The 15,983-nt window shown below is 57.9% G+C and carries 16 protein-coding genes and 2 pseudogenes; 11 read left to right on the top strand and 7 right to left on the bottom strand.

Annotation, left to right across the window (positions count from 1 at the left end; all coding sequences use genetic code 11):
- Positions 1–28 precede the first annotated feature (28 nt).
- The 5 genes from iolD to iolC are packed head-to-tail and all read right to left on the bottom strand — an operon-like array spanning position 29 to position 7,220.
- Positions 29–1,966 carry a 3D-(3,5/4)-trihydroxycyclohexane-1,2-dione acylhydrolase (decyclizing) gene (gene iolD, locus AERO9A_RS10675; protein WP_159971938.1) on the bottom strand — a complete coding sequence of 646 codons (1,938 nt, stop codon included), beginning with the start codon at positions 1,964–1,966 and terminating at the stop codon, positions 29–31.
- A gap of 14 nt (positions 1,967–1,980) precedes the next feature.
- A complete protein-coding gene (locus AERO9A_RS10670; protein WP_159971937.1) occupies positions 1,981–3,480 on the bottom strand; it encodes a CoA-acylating methylmalonate-semialdehyde dehydrogenase in 1,500 nt (499 codons plus the stop codon).
- A 50-nt stretch (positions 3,481–3,530) separates the two neighbouring features.
- Positions 3,531–4,346, bottom strand: coding sequence for a 5-deoxy-glucuronate isomerase (iolB, locus tag AERO9A_RS10665; RefSeq protein ID WP_159971936.1), 816 nt, complete (start codon positions 4,344–4,346; stop codon positions 3,531–3,533).
- 11 nt (positions 4,347–4,357) lie between these two features.
- Positions 4,358–5,257 carry a myo-inosose-2 dehydratase gene (iolE, locus tag AERO9A_RS10660; protein WP_159971935.1) on the bottom strand — a complete coding sequence of 300 codons (900 nt, stop codon included), beginning with the start codon at positions 5,255–5,257 and terminating at the stop codon, positions 4,358–4,360.
- 25 nt (positions 5,258–5,282) lie between these two features.
- Positions 5,283–7,220 carry a 5-dehydro-2-deoxygluconokinase gene (gene iolC / locus AERO9A_RS10655; RefSeq protein WP_159971934.1) on the bottom strand — a complete coding sequence of 646 codons (1,938 nt, stop codon included), beginning with the start codon at positions 7,218–7,220 and terminating at the stop codon, positions 5,283–5,285.
- Positions 7,221–7,451: 231 nt separating this feature from the next.
- On the opposite strand from iolC, the gene AERO9A_RS10650 reads away from it, so the two are divergent.
- The 5 genes and pseudogenes from AERO9A_RS10650 (at position 7,452) to AERO9A_RS10635 (ending at position 11,841) form a co-directional block, all read left to right on the top strand.
- On the top strand, positions 7,452–8,366 hold the full coding sequence (locus AERO9A_RS10650) for a MurR/RpiR family transcriptional regulator (protein WP_159971933.1): 915 nt from the start codon (positions 7,452–7,454) through the stop codon (positions 8,364–8,366).
- Between the two features lie 277 nt (positions 8,367–8,643).
- Positions 8,644–9,741, top strand: a pseudogene (locus AERO9A_RS22795) (cache domain-containing protein); the annotation flags it as partial.
- Between the two features lie 87 nt (positions 9,742–9,828).
- On the top strand, positions 9,829–10,596 hold the full coding sequence (locus AERO9A_RS22790; RefSeq protein WP_372239672.1) for a methyl-accepting chemotaxis protein: 768 nt from the start codon (positions 9,829–9,831) through the stop codon (positions 10,594–10,596).
- A 336-nt stretch (positions 10,597–10,932) separates the two neighbouring features.
- Positions 10,933–11,382 carry a hypothetical protein gene (locus AERO9A_RS10640; protein WP_159971931.1) on the top strand — a complete coding sequence of 150 codons (450 nt, stop codon included), beginning with the start codon at positions 10,933–10,935 and terminating at the stop codon, positions 11,380–11,382.
- 81 nt (positions 11,383–11,463) lie between these two features.
- Positions 11,464–11,841, top strand: coding sequence for a hypothetical protein (locus AERO9A_RS10635; protein ID WP_159971930.1), 378 nt, complete (start codon positions 11,464–11,466; stop codon positions 11,839–11,841).
- A gap of 51 nt (positions 11,842–11,892) precedes the next feature.
- Here the strand turns inward: AERO9A_RS10635 and AERO9A_RS10630 are convergent, their stop codons facing one another.
- Complete coding sequence (locus AERO9A_RS10630) at positions 11,893–12,435, bottom strand: hypothetical protein (RefSeq protein WP_159971929.1); 543 nt, start codon at positions 12,433–12,435, stop codon at positions 11,893–11,895.
- A gap of 57 nt (positions 12,436–12,492) precedes the next feature.
- A complete protein-coding gene (locus tag AERO9A_RS22785; protein WP_218580140.1) occupies positions 12,493–12,804 on the bottom strand; it encodes a DUF4124 domain-containing protein in 312 nt (103 codons plus the stop codon).
- A 217-nt stretch (positions 12,805–13,021) separates the two neighbouring features.
- Here AERO9A_RS22785 and AERO9A_RS10620 point away from each other — a divergent pair, with 217 nt between their 5' ends.
- From AERO9A_RS10620 to AERO9A_RS10595, 6 genes and pseudogenes are all read left to right on the top strand, one after another.
- The gene (locus AERO9A_RS10620; RefSeq protein WP_159971927.1) at positions 13,022–13,297 is read left to right on the top strand and encodes an antitoxin of toxin-antitoxin stability system; all 276 of its coding nucleotides are present in this window, start codon (positions 13,022–13,024) and stop codon (positions 13,295–13,297) included.
- Positions 13,297–13,539 (top strand): annotated as a pseudogene (locus AERO9A_RS10615) (type II toxin-antitoxin system RelE/ParE family toxin); the annotation flags it as partial. The gene AERO9A_RS10620 and the pseudogene AERO9A_RS10615, both read left to right, overlap by 1 nt.
- Before the next feature lie 130 nt (positions 13,540–13,669).
- Positions 13,670–13,993 carry a phage protein Gp27 family protein gene (locus tag AERO9A_RS10610; protein ID WP_159971926.1) on the top strand — a complete coding sequence of 108 codons (324 nt, stop codon included), beginning with the start codon at positions 13,670–13,672 and terminating at the stop codon, positions 13,991–13,993.
- Between the two features lie 1,334 nt (positions 13,994–15,327).
- On the top strand, positions 15,328–15,501 hold the full coding sequence (locus AERO9A_RS10605; RefSeq protein WP_178111126.1) for a hypothetical protein: 174 nt from the start codon (positions 15,328–15,330) through the stop codon (positions 15,499–15,501).
- Positions 15,494–15,715, top strand: a complete 222-nt coding sequence (locus tag AERO9A_RS10600) for a hypothetical protein (protein ID WP_159971925.1) — start codon at positions 15,494–15,496, stop codon at positions 15,713–15,715. The genes AERO9A_RS10605 and AERO9A_RS10600 overlap by 8 nt, the downstream gene beginning before the upstream one ends.
- Positions 15,708–15,968, top strand: coding sequence for a hypothetical protein (locus tag AERO9A_RS10595; RefSeq protein WP_159971924.1), 261 nt, complete (start codon positions 15,708–15,710; stop codon positions 15,966–15,968). The genes AERO9A_RS10600 and AERO9A_RS10595 overlap by 8 nt, the downstream gene beginning before the upstream one ends.
- The last annotated feature ends 15 nt before the right edge of the window (positions 15,969–15,983 follow it).

Genomic DNA, 15,983 nt, shown 5'->3' with positions numbered 1-15,983 from the left:
TGATGAGCATGCCTCGGATGATCGAGCATCAATACTGACGGGCCTGAGCGGTCTTCTCCTTGAGCACTTGCGCGACTGCAGCGATCTTCTCGCTGGTGGACACCTCGGCACCGCCCACACGCCACCAGGACAGGTAGCCATGCAGCATGGTCTTGGGCAGTACCTTGATGTCGATAAGGGTCGATACCGACTGCTGACTGGCATCGGCCAGGGCCGCGTCGAGTTCCTCAAGGCTGCGCACCCGGTAGGTCTTGCAGCCATAGGCGGCAGCGCTCATGGCAAAGTCGAGCGGTACGAAGGCGCCATCGAGACGGCCCGTCTCCGGGTTGCGGAAGCGAAATTCGGTGCCGAAACTGCCCATGCCATGACCGACCTGCAGGTTATTGATGCAACCGAAAGCCATGTTGTCGAACAGCACCACATTGATCTTGCGCCCTTCCTGAATCGAGGTGGCCAACTCCGAATGCAGCATCTGGTAGGAGCCATCGCCAACCAGGGCATAGACCTCACGCGCAGGCTCAGCCAGTTTCACCCCCAGCGCAGCGTTGATCTCATAGCCCATGCAGGAGTAGCCATACTCCAGGTGATAGGTGTTAACCGCGCGGCTATGCCAGGCGCGCTGCAGGTCGCCGGGCAGGCTGCCAGCGGCGGCAACGATGATGGCGTCGTCAGCCAGGCGTTGATTGAGGCGCCCCAGCACCTGACTCTGCGTCAAACATGAACCGGTCAGGCGGATGAACTCATCGAGCACCGCACGCGGCAATGCATCATCGACCTCCGGCACGAAGTCCGAGCCGCTATAGCGGGCGGCATAGACCCGTTCGACCTCCTCGCGATATTGCTCACGCGCCTCGCCAATCTGGGCGCCCCAAGCGGCTCGGTAGTCGGTGGAGCCTAGCAAGGCGCTCAAGGCGATCAGGGCTTCGCGAGCATCGGCGACGACCGCCACCCCATCGAGCTTACCGGCATCGAAGGCAGCCACATTGATGTTGAGAAACTCCACGTCGGGGTTCTGGTAGAGCCACTTCGACGAGGTGGTGAAATCGCTGTAACGGGTGCCCACGCCAATGATGAGATCAGCCTCCTTGGCCAGCAAGTTGGCAGCCAGACAGCCGGTTTCACCAATGCCACCGACGTTGAGTTCATGGCTGGAGACGATGGCACTCTTGCCTGCCTGCGTCTCGGCGAAGGGAATTTCGAAGCGCTCGGCAAAGCGCTGCAAGGCAGAGGCAGCTTCGGCGTACTTCACCCCACCGCCGCAGATCAGCAGTGGCTTGCGTTTGCGCGAGATGAGCCGCAGCGCCTCTTCGATGGCGGCAGCCGCTGGCGGCCGACGATCCAAGCGGTGCACACGCTTGGCAAAGAAGTAGTCGGGATAATCATAAGCCTCACCCTGCACGTCCTGCGGCAGGGCCAGGGTCACCGCACCGGTCTCGGCAGGGTCGGTCAGCACGCGCATGGCGTTGATCGCCGCGCTCATCAATTGCTCGGGGCGGTTGATGCGATCCCAATATTTACTCACCGCACGGAAAGCATCGTTGGTGCTGATCGACAGGTCATGAAACTGCTCGATTTGCTGCAACACCGGGTCAGGCTGGCGGCTGGCATAGACATCGCCCGGCAGCAGCAGCAGCGGTATACGGTTGGCCGTGGCCGTCGCGGCCGCGGTAATCATGTTGGCCGCCCCTGGCCCGACCGACGAGGTGCAGGCGTAAATCTGCCGACGCAGTTTCTGCTTGGCGAAACCGGTGGCGGCATGCGCCATGCCCTGTTCGTTGCGGCCCTGATGAACCACCAGATCGCCGGGATCCTGCTCCAGCGCCTGGCCTAAGCCCAGCACATTGCCGTGACCGAAGATGGTGAAGATGCCAGCGACGAATTTGCTCTCGACCCCGTCGACACTGACGTACTGGTTATCGAGGAATTTCACCAGGGCCTGGGCCATGGTCAGACGTTGCGTGCTCATGGTGGCGGCTCCAGTCACTTGGCAGTCGGCATGCTGAATTCGGCGCCCTTGGCGATGCTGTCGGGCCAGCGCTGCATCACACTTTTGTAACGTGTGTAGAAGCGCAAACCTTCCTCGCCGTAAGCGTGGTGGTCGCCAAACAGCGAGCGCTTCCAGCCACCGAAGGAATGCCAGGCCATGGGCACCGGGATCGGCACGTTGATACCGACCATGCCCACCTTGATGGTACGGGCGAAGGCTCGGGCAATGCCGCCATCACGGGTGAAACAGGACACGCCATTGCCGAACTCATGGGCGTTGATCAGCTCCACCGCGCTGGCGAAATCCGGCACACGCACGATGCCCAGCACCGGGCCAAAGATTTCTTCCTTATAAATAGTCATATCCGTTGTCACCCCATCGAACAGGGTGGCGCCAACGAAGAAACCATTCTCGGCACCCGGCACCGTGAAGTTGCGCCCATCGACCAGCAACTTGGCGCCCTCCGCCACCCCCTGGGTGATATAGCCTTCGACTTTGGCCTTGTGCTGGGCGGTCACCAATGGGCCCATATCGGCGTCACGCTCCACGCCATTGCGCACGCGCAAAGCGTCGATACGCGGCAGCAGCTTCTCGATCAGCGCATCGCCTACCTCTCCCACCGCCACCGCGATGGAGATGGCCATGCAGCGCTCGCCAGCCGAACCATAACCGGCACCGATCAGCGCGTCGGCAGCTTGCTCCAGGTCGGCGTCGGGCATCACGATCATATGGTTCTTGGCGCCGCCCAGAGCTTGCACACGCTTACCGCGACGCGTGCCTTCCTGGTGGATGTACTCGGCGATGGGCGTAGAGCCGACGAAGGAGATCGCCTCCACATCCGGGTGCTGCAGCAAGGCGTCGACCGCCACCTTGTCGCCTTGCACCACATTGAACACGCCATCGGGCAAACCCGCCTGCTTGAGCAGGTCGGCAAGCATCAGGCTGGCGGAAGGATCGCGCTCGGAGGGCTTCAAGATAAAGGTATTGCCGGTGGCCAACGCCATGGGAATCATCCACAGCGGCACCATCACCGGGAAGTTGAAGGGCGTGATACCGGCGCACACCCCCAGCGGCTGACGTAGATTCCAGTTATCGATGCCGCCACCAATGTTATCGCTGTAGGAAGTCGTGGACAGATGCGGGGCACCACAGGCGAACTCCACCACCTCGATGCCGCGTGTCACCTCGCCCATGGCATCGGACAGCACCTTGCCATGCTCGCGGGTGATGACTGCGGCCAACTCCTGCTGATGCTGGTCAAGCAGCTCCTTGAAGCGGAACAAAATACGTGCGCGGCGCAGCGCCGACTGCTCGGACCAGGACACAAAGGCAGCCTTGGCGGCAGCCACGGCCTGCTCAACGGTTTGCAGCGTAGCCTGGGCAACACGCGCCTTGACCACACCTTGCGCAGGGTTGAAGACGTCGCCGAAGCGCTCGGCGCGGGTGACGACTTCGCCATTGATGTAGTGCCCAATAATGGGGGTCTCGCTCATGCTCTGAGTCCTCATGTTCTGCGGCCAAGCAGGCGGCCGATGAAAAGTGCTTACAGATCCAGCAGCCACTCGTGCTGCGGGTCGTTGTGAAATTTCCAGACGCGCGTAGGGCCGGCCATCACGTTGAGGTAATAAGACTCATAGCCGTAAGGCACGCAGACCGGGTGATAACCGCGTGGCACCAGCACCACATCGTGATCCTCGACCGCCATGGCCTGATCCAGGTCGCGATCGTCGGTGTAAACACGCTGAAAAACGAAGCCCTGGCCAGGGTCGATGCGGTGGTAATAGGACTCCTCCAGCCGACTCTGCTGCGGCAGGCTATCGCTGTCGTGGCGATGCGGCGGGTAACTGGAAGAGTGCCCAGACGGCGTGCGTACCTCGACCACCAGCAGCGCATGCGCGGCTGCTGTATCCGGCAGGATGTCGCAGACATAGCGCACGTTGGCGCCCTTGCCACGGGTTGAGCGCTTCATGCTGGCGGGCTCGATCAAACGCGGTGCCAGCCATTGCTCCGGCTGCGGATGGCCCGGTGAAGCGCACAGGGCAACCTCGGCAACGCTGTCAGCGATGATTGATCCCTCGCAGCCCGGCGGCAGGTAGGCGGCATAAGGCGAGACATCCTCGAACACGCTCTGACGCCCGACCAGCCCCGGCCAGGCAAACGCGCCGAAACGAGCATGTCCACCCTGGATGCTGACGTTACCGCTCAGCAGCACGATGCACATTTCACGATCACCGGTCTGCACCGGCAAACGCTCCCCAGGCTGTAAGCGATGAGCAGAAAAACCAACGTATTGCAGCGCGCTATCCGGTACCCGGATGATGTCACGCGCAGTCTTGTCGGCTTTGACGAGCAGATTCATCATGGGCCTCCTCAGGCAGTGGCCTGCGCCACCAGTTGGCGCAGCGTGTCGTAGCCCTTCTTGGCATATTCGTAAGCAGGAGCCACCGCCGGGTCCTGCTCGGCTTCCACCACCAGCCAACCTTCATAGCCAGCGCTTACCAGCACCTTGAGCAATGCCGAGAAGTCGATGTCGCCATCGCCTGGCACGGTGAAAGTGCCGTTAAGAATGCAATCCGGGAAACTCCACTGGTTGTTACGCGCCAATTGCACAACGCCTTTGCGTACGTCCTTGAAGTGCACATGACAGACCCGTTCGACATGCTGCTGAAGCACGCGCAATGGCTCGCCACCGCCCATGTAGCAGTGACCGGCATCGAACAGCAGGCCCACATCCGGCGAGGTCAGCGCCATCAGCCGAGCAATATCCTCGGGCGACTCCACATAGGCGCCCATGTGATGGTGATAGGCCAGCCGCACCCCCTGCGACAGGGTAAAGGCAGCCAGGCGATTGAGCTTTTCGGCATACGCCTGCCAGGCGGCATCACTATGAAAACGCGGGCGCTCGATCAACGGTACACGCTGGCCCTGGATCGATCCGGCCACTTCGCCATAAACCAGCACCTTGGCACCGTTCTCGGCGAGCAGGCGGCAGTGCGGACGAATGGCCTCGATCTCGACGTCCACATCGCGATGGGCCAGGCGACTGGAATACCAGCCCGAAACCAGCTCCAGGTCATACTGGCCAAGCACCTCACCCAATGCCTTGGGCTCACTGGGGAACTTGCCCCCCAGCTCGAAGCCCTGAAAGCCAATCTCCTTGCCCTCACGCAGGATGGTTTCCAGCGGCGTATCACCGCCCAATGCAGGCAGGTCGTCATTGGCCCAGGAGATAGGGTTGATACCGATTTTGAGTTTTTGTTGTGCGCTCATTTGGCTCTGCTCGTCAGATGGCGGCTCAGGCGCGGGCGTCGCGCCAAGCCTGGATCAAAAATTCGAAGGTGGCGCGCACTTGGGCAATCAGCCCGGCATCGTCTAGCTCGCCAGCCAGCCAAGCCCGGCTCGGCTGACCGAAGATGGTGCGGCCCACGGCGAAACCCTGGCAGCGGCGGCTGCCACTGGCCTCACGGAAGCCCTGAGCGAGCTGCTCAGCCGGAGCATTGAGCCCCAGCAACACCACGCCTCGGCAGTACGGATCACGCTCGGCGATAAGCTGATCGAGCTGCTCCCAGACGGCCGCAGGCTGCGCCTCGATCTTCCACCACTCGGGATAGATGCCCAGGTTGTACAGGCGCTTGATGGCGCGATAGAGCACGTCCGGGCGAGTCGATGCATGCTGCTTCGGTGGAATCACCTCCAGCAACAGCTCATGGCCGCTGGCCAGAGCCGCTTCGTACAACCCCTTGAGCTGAGCCTCCTGCTCCAGACGCAGCAAAGGTTCATCGTCAGGGTGAAATTGCACCAAGCATTTGATGATCTGCTCGCTGGGCCAACTGCGCAGGTTAGTGCCCACCGAGCGACCATGTTCGAAAGCCAGCGGCCGCGAGTTTTGCAGCTCTACCGGACGTGCGACCCACCAACCGCGGCCAGTGGCAGCGTTGAGCGCATCCTGGCCGAAACGCTCATCGGCCAGCAGCCCGACATCGGCCTCGATACCTTGCCGCGCCAGATCCGCCTGGACTTGCTCGATGGCCTGCACGAACAGTTGCTTGAGCGCAGGAATACGCGCCGGGTCGGCGCCGACCTGTTGAGCGATGTCCACCAGTTGGTAACGATGATCGAAAGCGAAAATGAACAGTTGCTGCCACTGCCGACGCGGCACGCTGACCCGGTGCAGGCGGTTGAGAACGGGATCCAGATCGGGCCGCGTGATGGGCACCGGGCTGCTGTCAATGTAGTCCAGCTCCGCCAGCGTCGGCATGGCCGGCGCACAGGCGTGACGCGAAACCACCAGGCCGCCACAGGCATTGGCCAGGCGGCAACACAAGGCATCGTCACCGCCGCTCAGCCAGCCACGCAGAAAACCAGACATGAAGGCATCACCGGCCCCCAGTACGTTGAGCACTTCGACACGGATGCCACGATGGATTTCGCCGTCCTCCAGACGCGCCGGAATGTCTCCGTGAATCACCGTGCACCCCTGGGCGCCCAACTTGACCACCAACGTCGCCTGGGTCACCTCACGCACCCGGCGCAGTGCTTTGAGCAGATCCTCGCTGCCACCGGCAATCTGAAATTCTTCCTCAGTGCCGACCACCAGATCGAAACGCGGCAGGATCCGCTGCACATGAGCACTGACCTCGGCACTGGCGATAAAGCGCGTCTCACCGTCAGCCTTACCAGTCAGGCCCCACAATACTGGGCGGTAGTCGATGTCCAGCACCCGCCGCACGCCATGCTTCTCGGCATAGTCCAGCGCCTTGCTGCTGGCCCGATAGACGCCCTCGGTAGAAAAATGCGTACCGGTAATCAGCAGCGCCTTGCTGCTGGCAATAAAGGCTTCGTCGATATCGGCTTCGCTCAGCGCCATGTCGGCGCAATTTTCACGATAGAACACCAGAGGGAAGGTCTCGCGATCCTTGATGCCCAGAAGCACCATGGCCGTCAGCCGCTCGCGATCAATGCCAATGCCGCGGGTATCGCAACCTTCGCGCTGAAGCGCCTGAGTGAGAAAGCGCCCCATGTGATCGTCGCCAACCCGAGTCAACATCGCAGACTTGAGCCCGAGCCGCGCAGTACCGAAAGCAATGTTGGCGGAGGAGCCACCCAGGTACTTGGCGAAACTGCCGACCTCTTCCAGAGGCGCACCAATTTGCTGTGCGTAAAGATCGACGCCCAAGCGTCCGAGGCAGATCACATCCAACTGGCGCCCACTGGCGAAGAAATTGTCACCCATTGGTGGCTCCTGCTTTGCTTATTGTTATTGGCCAAACGTGCAGACCAAGAGGCCGACACGTGAAAGGTGAGCTCAGGCTAGAACGATGACGCCGACAAATCAACAAATTTTCTACATTTGATTTTATGGAATTTAATTTCCATAAAATCCGGAAATCAGCACTAGGTGGCTTCGACGCCGCCTGCCGAATCGGTTAACTTGCCGACATAAGAACCCACCATGAGACTGCCCATGCCCTCCAATGCCTCGACCGACGACCTCAGCAGTAGCACTCAGCTAAGCAACCTGCCCGGCAACGTCGAGCAACTGCTGGCCTGCATTACCCGCGACTACGAAGCCCTGCCACGACAACTTAAACGTGTTGCGGCCTACGTCAGTCAGCAGAGCGACCGCGTCATGGTCGACCGTATCAGCGACATCGCCAGCCAGTGCGAGGTTCACCCCTCAGCCATCGTGCGCTTCTCGCAACGCTTCGGCTTCAAGGGCTTCAGCGACATGCAGGCACTGTTCCGCGAGGCCTACACGCACAAGACCACACCGGTACAGAACTACCAGCAACGCATCCGCAACATGATTGCCAACAAGAGCCAGCGCGTCGGCAGTGGCGATCTGGCACGCGAATGCATCAACGCCACGCGCTCGGGCCTGGATCGGCTCAGCGAAGAACTCGACGACGCGGCGTTCGAGAAGGCCGTCGACCTGCTGGTCAACGCCGAAAATATCTACGTGGTGGGGGTGCGCCGCTCCTTCGCGGTTGCCGACTACCTGGTCTACAACCTGCAGCACACCAACAAGCGCATTCACCTCATCACCGGCCTAGGAGGGGGATATCGCGAACAAATGCGCAGCATCACCCAGGGCGACCTGCTAATCGCGATCAGCTTCAGCCCCTACGGCAAAGAGAGCCAACAGTGCGTGCGGATTGCCCAGCACAACAAGGCCAAGACCCTGATCATCACCGACAGCACACTTTCCCCGCTGGCCAAACGCGCCAATGCCCTGCTGCTGGTCAACGAAGGCAGCGCCTTCGCCTTCCGCTCACTCAGCGCCACCCTCTGCCTATGCCAGGCCTTATTCCTGGCCCTCGGCTACCGTCTCGAACTCAAGATGGACGAGATACAACTGCCGCAGGATGACGACGATTGAGCCTCCAATCCAAGACGTAACCGCCCCACGCCATCACGATCAGCCCCCTCGAATGACCTTGCCCGAACCTCGGATTCAGTGAGGTCAGGCAAGAGCGCTCCGAGCATTTATCGGTATAGGGACACGGCATAGAGTCAGCTTTGCAGCGCCTGCGCCTTAGAAAACATCAGGATACGGATGGCAAACAGCGCCCCGGAAAATCTTTGCTCTTCGGTTTCTCAACTCGCGGCCGATAGAGAAACATAGCCATATAGGCATTTTTCCTGCACACAGTTAGATGGATCTATACATGAAAATAAAAACCAAGCTAGTGATGGCCTTTGTGCTAGTTGCCTTTATCCCGGTGATCCTGGTCGGCTTGATCTCGGTAATGAATACGCGCTCGGAAGCGATGAACAACTTCATCGACAGCAGCACGCGTGAAATCCGCCAGATCGACGGCAGCATGCGTCAGTTCTTCGATGCCACCGTGCAGAACGTCGAGCAAATGGCCAAAGATGAGACGTACACGTCCATCACCACCCTCAAGAACTACACCGCAGCCGATGCGGCCAGTCAGCCCATGACGGCCAGCACCAGCGCCATCATCGATGCCTTTGCGCGCTATGGCACCAGCCACCCGGCGGCCGCCATCCTGTCGATCGGCCTGGAGGACGGCACTTACGCGAAATGGCCTGACGACCCTCAACTAGCCAACTACGATCCACGCGCACGCCCGTGGTACAAAGCCGCCATGGCCACACCCGGCAAGGCAGTACGAACCCCGGCTTACTACTACGATAAAGACGACCTGGCCCTGGTCGGCGTGGCCAGAACCATGGCGGACGCCAGCGGCAAGCCCAAGGGCGTGTTCGTCGTCAGTGTCTCGCTGAAGAACCTCACGGAGCTGGTCAAGACCATCAAGCTCGGCAACAGCGGCTACGTCATGCTGGTGGAAAACGGCATCGTGCTGGTTGACCCACACAACGCTGATCACGGCTTCAAGCCACTCAAGGAACTCGGCGCTGCGTACGCCCAGCTCGCCGCCACCGAACAAGGCTCGGCTGAAGTCGAGATAGACGGCGTGAAGTACATGGCCAACGTATGGACATCGCCAGAGCTGGGCTGGCGCTTCATCGGCCTGATCGAGCGCAGCGAGGTGATGGCTTCGGCGACTCGCATGACCCTGGTGACCACGGCCATCGTTGTGTTGCTGGCCGTGCTGTTCGCCGGCGTAGCGATGGCCTTCTCGCGCGTCATCGTCAAACCGATCAGCCAAGTCACCACCGGCCTGCAGCAGATCGCTCAGGGTGAAGGCGACCTGCGCCGCGACCTGGCAATCCAGGGCCGCGACGAAACCGCCGAACTGGCCGGCTGGTTCAACAAGTTCCTCGCCGCCATCCGCCAGTTGGTGAACAACATCGGCGCGGCATCGAGCAACCTCAGCGATGCCTCCAGCTCGAACAGCCAACTGGCCAGCGACATGAACCTGGCAGCCGGTCGCCAACGCGAGGCGGTGGAACTGGTCTCCACCGCGTTCAACGAGATGGTTGCCACCGCCAACGAAGTGGCCCGTTCCTGCAGCAGTGCCGCCAGTGCTGCTGAAGACGGCTATCGCCGGGTAGCAGAAGGCAAACAACAAATCGAAGTCACCACCAACAAGGTCAACCGCCTCGGCAGTCGCTTGAGCGAATCGTCCCAAGCGATGGTCGAGCTGGAAACCGGCAGCCGCAACATCAACCAGATTCTCGGCACCATCCGCGCGATCGCCGAGCAGACCAACCTGCTCGCGCTCAACGCCGCCATCGAGGCCGCCCGCGCGGGCGACCAGGGCCGTGGTTTCGCGGTAGTCGCGGATGAAGTACGAGCCCTGGCCAAGCGTACGTCGGACTCCACCGGCGAGATCGACCAACTGCTCAGCACCCTGAGTGAAAAAACTCAGGAAGTGTCGCAGAAGATGGAAAGCTGTCTGAATCTATCTCAGGAAAGCGTATCGTCCATCACGCAGGCCAAGGACAGCTTCGAGGGCATCGAAACCTCGGTCAACGAGATCCGCGACCAGAACCTACAGATTTCGGCTGCGGCGGAAGAGCAGCACAGCGTCGCCGAAGAGATCAACCGGCATATCCAGCAGATCTACGACGAAGCCCGGCAAGTAGAAGACTTGGCCATCTCGGCACAGGAAGACTCTGGCAGGCTTTCGCAGCTCTCCCAGGAGCTCAATGGCCTGGTGGGCCGCTTCAAATCCTGACCCGTGCCTGCAGTGAGGGCCAGCATCTGCGCCCTCACCGAGCCCAAATAGCGGTTAGGACAAGCCCTTTGAGCCAGAAAAGCAAAAGCCCCTTGATTCTATGAATCACGGGGCTTTTTCGTATGGCGGGAAGATAGGGATTTGAACCCGTTTTAGCTGTTGCCCGTTGCTGCCCATCACCGCCCAAAGCCAGAAAAATCAAGCCTTTCGCTTAATACCTACTGCCCATTGCGGCACTCTGCTGCCCGTTGATTTCGACATTTCTTTTTCTGAGGCTGTCCCTTTGATCTATGCTTTCATTCGCTTATTCAACCCATTTCTATGCTGGATTCAATCATGACCATATTGCCTAATAAAAATGTCTGGGAAGAAGCCGACGAATATGAACATGTATCACGCCTTTGTCTAGAACAGAAACTTTATTGGCCTTCGATCGTCAACGCCGCACTTGCAGTTGAAATATATCTTAAAAGCTTTATCTCGAAAGACTGTTTTACCCCTGCTTTTGGCGGCCCTGTTAATCATGTTTTCGCTGAAAAAGTCAATGGCCACAGTCTGCTTGATCTTTACTCTAAAATACATCCAAGCATGATTGAAAAAATAAACCTTCTAAATCAGTCTAAATTTGACATTCCCAAAATCCTGGAAAAATATAACTTCGCCTTCACCAGATACCGATACAGCTATGAAGCCGAATCACCTGTCATTGCAGATGACACTTTAAGCAGATTTGCCACACACCTTAAGTATATAACCCACACTGCATACAAGGAAAATTTTAGTTAATCCATACTCATCCTTACCCCCGTTCCTCTGTAGAGCCTCTTAGCACAGTCAACATTAATAAAATCGTAAAGGATTACTATGATGGATCAAACTTTAAGTATACTTTTTGGCGCTCTAATTGCCAGCATAGTACCAATAGCTACACTTATTATTAATCGCATGCAGTGGCGCATTGAGAAGAAGATAGAGCTTCTTAGACTGAAGCATGACCGTCTCTTATCTATTTACACCGAAGCTCTTGATAAAATTGGCTCTTCGCTTGCCGACGAAACCTGGCCTTCCGATGTCACTAGCAAAATTCTCGTATATGGATCAAAAGAAGTGCAGAACACTATTGAGTCCTATGTCACCAACGATGAAAGGAGTGACTCCTTAAAAAGTTCTTTTTATTATCAATTAAGCGAAGCCTGCAACAAGCATCTATTGGAAATACAGGACAACATAGAAAATTTACTTTAACTCTTAGCATAAATACTATGTATTTTTCAGACAAAACCATCCTCTTTTCTATTATCTCTGCAACCCAAGGTAGGATTTGCAGTTTCGCCGTTCAATGCTCCCTTCCTTCAAGGGCCAGCACGTTTGATCCTTGGTTTCCTTAATAACAGTCACCCGCACCTTCCCAGCCGGTTTTTCCGGTTCTACTGGCTGATAGCTTCCCCCTAGGCTGAGCACATTGTCAGCCCCTCTCGGTGTGTAGTTCTCATCGTTGAATACGGTCTGTTTTTCTGCAGAGCTATCTGAGCCGGTGGGCTGCTCAGGTTGCTGCTGAGGCATTGCGTCTCGCCTTACCTGCTCCTCAACTATCCGTTGCCAGTCCTTACTAGCCGCTGGCTCTGCTCTGGTGATCTCGGCAATCAGCTTGGGCTTTGGTTGCTGCCTGTTTTCGGCCAGGTTCTTTACGGTGGTCTGCAGGAAGGCTTGGCCAGCCACATTGAGTGCGCCAAGGGTAACTACGGTGCCGAGCACGCCTGCGATTATCGCTCCAGCATTGCCGCGTTTACGTGGTCGGCTGGTTAGCCATTCCGGTGCATCGGTTCTATCAGCCTTCATCCTTGAATCTCCTCTCCTTGCGGGCGTACCAGCGCCTAGCTACTTGCAGGGTGGTCGCTATCGCGCGTCTTGATCGGTGCAGGATGCAATTCGGTTCAATCCCGTTGATAACCTTGAGACCTTCTTCAAGGGTTGGCCGTAGGGGCTTTTCGAGCCATTGAGCGGGGCTGGAGAGCTGCTAAAGGATAGAGGTGGAGACGGCACGACGTTGCCTTCTCCGATGTAGCCATGATTGATTTTTACGGGCTCGATATTGGGCTGGGCTACAGGAGGTTGGCTGCTGAAATGTTTCTGCCCACTCTCATCAACCCAGGTGTACACCTGTCCGTGTGCGAATGTGGCAAGAAACGCCAGTACCAGCAGAAACATCCTGTGCCCGAGCATGCTTAAAGTCCCTTTAACGCGATTTATTCGCCGGCCAAATCTAATGCTCTGAAACAAAAATCGCTAGCGGTTCGGCAGGTTTCAGTTTTATGCCCCACCTCCCCGACCCGATGACGCGTGCTTTCCTGCACCGTGAGCATTAGTTAGCATGCATACAACGTATATACGTTGTAATCACGAATTGACTGATAGGTGAAGCACCATGGCCAAAGAAGCCGTTTTCAACCTGAAGCTTGAGCCCGAGTTGCGCGAAGACTTCATGGCTGCCGCTCAAGCGGCACACCGGCCCGCCTCTCAGGTAATGCGCGATCTTATGCGTGACTTTATTCGCCAGCAGCAACAGGCCAGGGAGCATGATGAGTTCGTGCAACGTAAGGTTGCTGCCGCCAGGCTATCGGTAGAGGCTGGCCTGGGCCGATCCAATGATGATGTAGAAGCTGAATTCGCCGCTCGCCGTGCTAAGGCTTTGGATCATTGATGCAGGTTATTTGGACACCCGAGGCCCTGCAGGATCGTCTGGATATCTGGAAATACATCGCCACTGAAAACCCTCGCGCTGCCGTGCATATGGATGAGTTGTTCAGTGCGGCGGCTGCCAGCTTGGCTGACTTTCCCGACAAGGGCGGGTTGGGTTTGGTCGCCGGTACTCGCGAGCTGATCCCTCACGAGAACCACCGACTTGTCTATCAGACTGAGCGTGCTGCGGTCTGGATTCTCGCCTGTGAGTTAGTGACAGCTTTGGCACTGCTGGAGGGGGGAGGAAAATGCCGGAAGAGGCGCGATAAGCCCGGACTATTCGGGGCAACATCTTCCGTGTATATTCCCGGAAAAGCCGGAAGGAGTAGAAACCATGCCACCTCGCTCGAAAGCTGAGCTGCTACCGAAACATGTACGTGACGAACTGGATCAGAAGCTGCGCGAGAACGGCTATGCCGAGCTGGTCGGGCTTTCCCAGTGGCTGCACCAGACACACGGGACGTTCATTGGTAAGTCTGCGCTTGGCCAGTACTCTCAAGGGCTGAGAGCCAAGGACAAGGCCGCTTCGATGATCGCCAGGGATATGCAGGAAGACCTGAGCGACCGAGAGTCCGTTGATCTGCTCCTAGAGCTTGGGGCTCTACGAGTGAAGGAACAGCGTATCCTTCGGCGCCTTGAGGAAATTGGATACATATAGGCCGGAAGAAGGCGGACAGTTCCTGCCCACGGCAGCCCACCAAAGCAGCTCCAAATATCCAAAGCAGTGCCAAAACTCGAAAACACCAGAAAATCAGGATTTCGCAGGCAGATTTGGCACTGCTCCTAAAGCCGCCAAAAGCCCTCGCAGCACTATGCGCAGTGGCCCTGCTTGATGCCACTACGTTCAAGGTCAGTCACAGATGTTGAAAGGTAGGTTGACCGAACCATGGATTTTTCAACTTCGGTCAAATATCGCTCAAACCACTGATTTTAAAGGGTTATATTGCAGAGGGCTCTGGGGGCATTGACCGCCAACCTTGACCGAACTTGAAACCAGCTGACCATCAAATCACAGCTCCTAGCTTCCCAATAGCCCCGGCTCGTCCCTCTTCTCAAGGGGGCCAGCGAACATCCATTTCCAAGCCTAGGAACCGGACGTCTTTAAAAATGCGCGTACGAATCATCCGAAAAATCATAACCCAATGATTTAAAACAATATTCATGTAGACCAACACAAAGCCAGGCAGGGCTATAGGCGCAGAAGAATCGGACGCTGCCAGCTCCCGCACGACGTCCCTTTAGTCGGCTACAGTCCCCACCCTTAGGGGGCTCCCAGCGTCCAAAACTGCTGGGCAAGATCAGAAAGCCTAGCCAGTCGATCAAGTTCCGATCGAGCCCCACTCAATCGGCACTGCCAAAATTTTCAGTTCCGACAGTGCCGAACCCACAAACAACGGGCGCTCTGGAGGTTTTGGCTTCGCTCCGCCACACAATTCAAGCGGAACTCACCCGCTCGGCAAGGCAGCCCTTTCTAAGCAATACGACAGTCCATAAATCAAGGCAAAAATCGGCCCTCAAGCATTCGATTCTGAGCCCCTGAATCGAATGCCACCACACTGCTGCATTCAATTCGTTAGATTCCTCTCAACCAACTGATTCATATGAGTTTTATCGGGATCAGCAGGATTTTTCAGTCAAGTGGAATTGAATGCCTGGAAGCCCCGCTAACCACCCCTTTTCTGCATGTGCTCTCTATCCGGTTGAGGCCGTTAGCTCTTGCCCTGTGCCAAACAAATCGCTAAGGTTCGCCTGTCGCTGCCAATTCAGCGACCGGGTTTAGCAGCCCGAACATCTCTAGGCGCACAGGCGCCAACCGTACCGGTAAGCAGGCGCTTTTTTTGTGTCCGCCGTTCCGTGTTATGGCGGCCGTGCGTGGGGCACCTTCGGGTGCGCCGGGTGCCTAGAGTCCCGGTCTGCTAACCCGCGCACGGCTGCCACCCATAATCGTTTAGCAGCGGTTCGTGGCAGCTCCACTACTCTAGGAGCACCACCATGCAACAGACTCACGCCCCCAATCCGTCCGCCAAAAATCGCTCGGCAGCATTTCGTGCCCTTGCTCTCGCGGCCCTTCGCGCTGACTCGTCCCTTTCCGTTCGCCTGGAGCGCTACAACGCCGCCATGGCCAAGGCACGCGCCTTGGATGCTCAGGAGGTGAGCCATGCGTAACCAGCTCACTCAGCGAAGCAGCATTATCTCAGGCGTCGTCTACGTTGCAGACGGCAAACTAGATGGTCACAGCGTCGAAATGTATGCCTGGAATCAAGGCCGCATCACCCTGGATGCCGGCCCTATCAGCCTCGCGCTGTCCCACTCTGCTGCAACCGAACTGATCAAGCACCTGCAAACTGCCCTGAATGCTCAGGAGGTGGCCCATGGCTAACTTCAAACCTCTGGAGTCCGGCTCCCAAGGCGGTACCAAGCCCGTGCTGTATGTGGACGGTAGCGCCCCGCAACGTGAGCTGATGGACGCCGCTGAATGGCGCCTTGGCGCAGTCCAGGAACTGCTGACTGTTCTCAGCACCTGCACTACCGAGGATGGCGGGCGCCGTGATGTGGCGCAGGTCTCTCGGGCACTTCTCCTGCTGGTCGATGACGCGGAAGCGCTGTTCAGCACCGCACGCCAGGCCGTTTGATAGACCATGCCGGCC

This window comes from Pseudomonas sp. 8Z, from assembly GCF_902506535.1.
In the GTDB taxonomy this organism is placed as follows: Bacteria; Pseudomonadota; Gammaproteobacteria; order Pseudomonadales; family Pseudomonadaceae; genus Aquipseudomonas.
Note: the sequence above shows the minus strand (reverse complement) of the source record. Positions and strands in the feature narration are given on the sequence as shown.

Excerpts from the sequence above, each read along its gene's own strand:
- iolD (WP_159971938.1), bottom strand. The coding sequence starts at position 1,966 with ATGAGCACGCAACGTCTGACCATGGCCCAGGCCCTGGTGAAATTCCTC.
- AERO9A_RS10670 (WP_159971937.1), bottom strand. The coding sequence starts at position 3,480 with ATGAGCGAGACCCCCATTATTGGGCACTACATCAATGGCGAAGTCGTC.
- iolB (WP_159971936.1), bottom strand. The coding sequence starts at position 4,346 with ATGAATCTGCTCGTCAAAGCCGACAAGACTGCGCGTGACATCATCCGG.
- iolE (WP_159971935.1), bottom strand. The coding sequence starts at position 5,257 with ATGAGCGCACAACAAAAACTCAAAATCGGTATCAACCCTATCTCCTGG.
- iolC (WP_159971934.1), bottom strand. The coding sequence starts at position 7,220 with ATGGGTGACAATTTCTTCGCCAGTGGGCGCCAGTTGGATGTGATCTGC.
- AERO9A_RS10650 (WP_159971933.1), top strand. The coding sequence starts at position 7,452 with ATGCCCTCCAATGCCTCGACCGACGACCTCAGCAGTAGCACTCAGCTA.
- AERO9A_RS22790 (WP_372239672.1), top strand. The coding sequence starts at position 9,829 with ATGAACCTGGCAGCCGGTCGCCAACGCGAGGCGGTGGAACTGGTCTCC.
- AERO9A_RS10640 (WP_159971931.1), top strand. The coding sequence starts at position 10,933 with ATGACCATATTGCCTAATAAAAATGTCTGGGAAGAAGCCGACGAATAT.
- AERO9A_RS10635 (WP_159971930.1), top strand. The coding sequence starts at position 11,464 with ATGGATCAAACTTTAAGTATACTTTTTGGCGCTCTAATTGCCAGCATA.
- AERO9A_RS10630 (WP_159971929.1), bottom strand. The coding sequence starts at position 12,435 with ATGAAGGCTGATAGAACCGATGCACCGGAATGGCTAACCAGCCGACCA.
- AERO9A_RS22785 (WP_218580140.1), bottom strand. The coding sequence starts at position 12,804 with ATGTTTCTGCTGGTACTGGCGTTTCTTGCCACATTCGCACACGGACAG.
- AERO9A_RS10620 (WP_159971927.1), top strand. The coding sequence starts at position 13,022 with ATGGCCAAAGAAGCCGTTTTCAACCTGAAGCTTGAGCCCGAGTTGCGC.
- AERO9A_RS10610 (WP_159971926.1), top strand. The coding sequence starts at position 13,670 with ATGCCACCTCGCTCGAAAGCTGAGCTGCTACCGAAACATGTACGTGAC.
- AERO9A_RS10605 (WP_178111126.1), top strand. The coding sequence starts at position 15,328 with ATGCAACAGACTCACGCCCCCAATCCGTCCGCCAAAAATCGCTCGGCA.
- AERO9A_RS10600 (WP_159971925.1), top strand. The coding sequence starts at position 15,494 with ATGCGTAACCAGCTCACTCAGCGAAGCAGCATTATCTCAGGCGTCGTC.
- AERO9A_RS10595 (WP_159971924.1), top strand. The coding sequence starts at position 15,708 with ATGGCTAACTTCAAACCTCTGGAGTCCGGCTCCCAAGGCGGTACCAAG.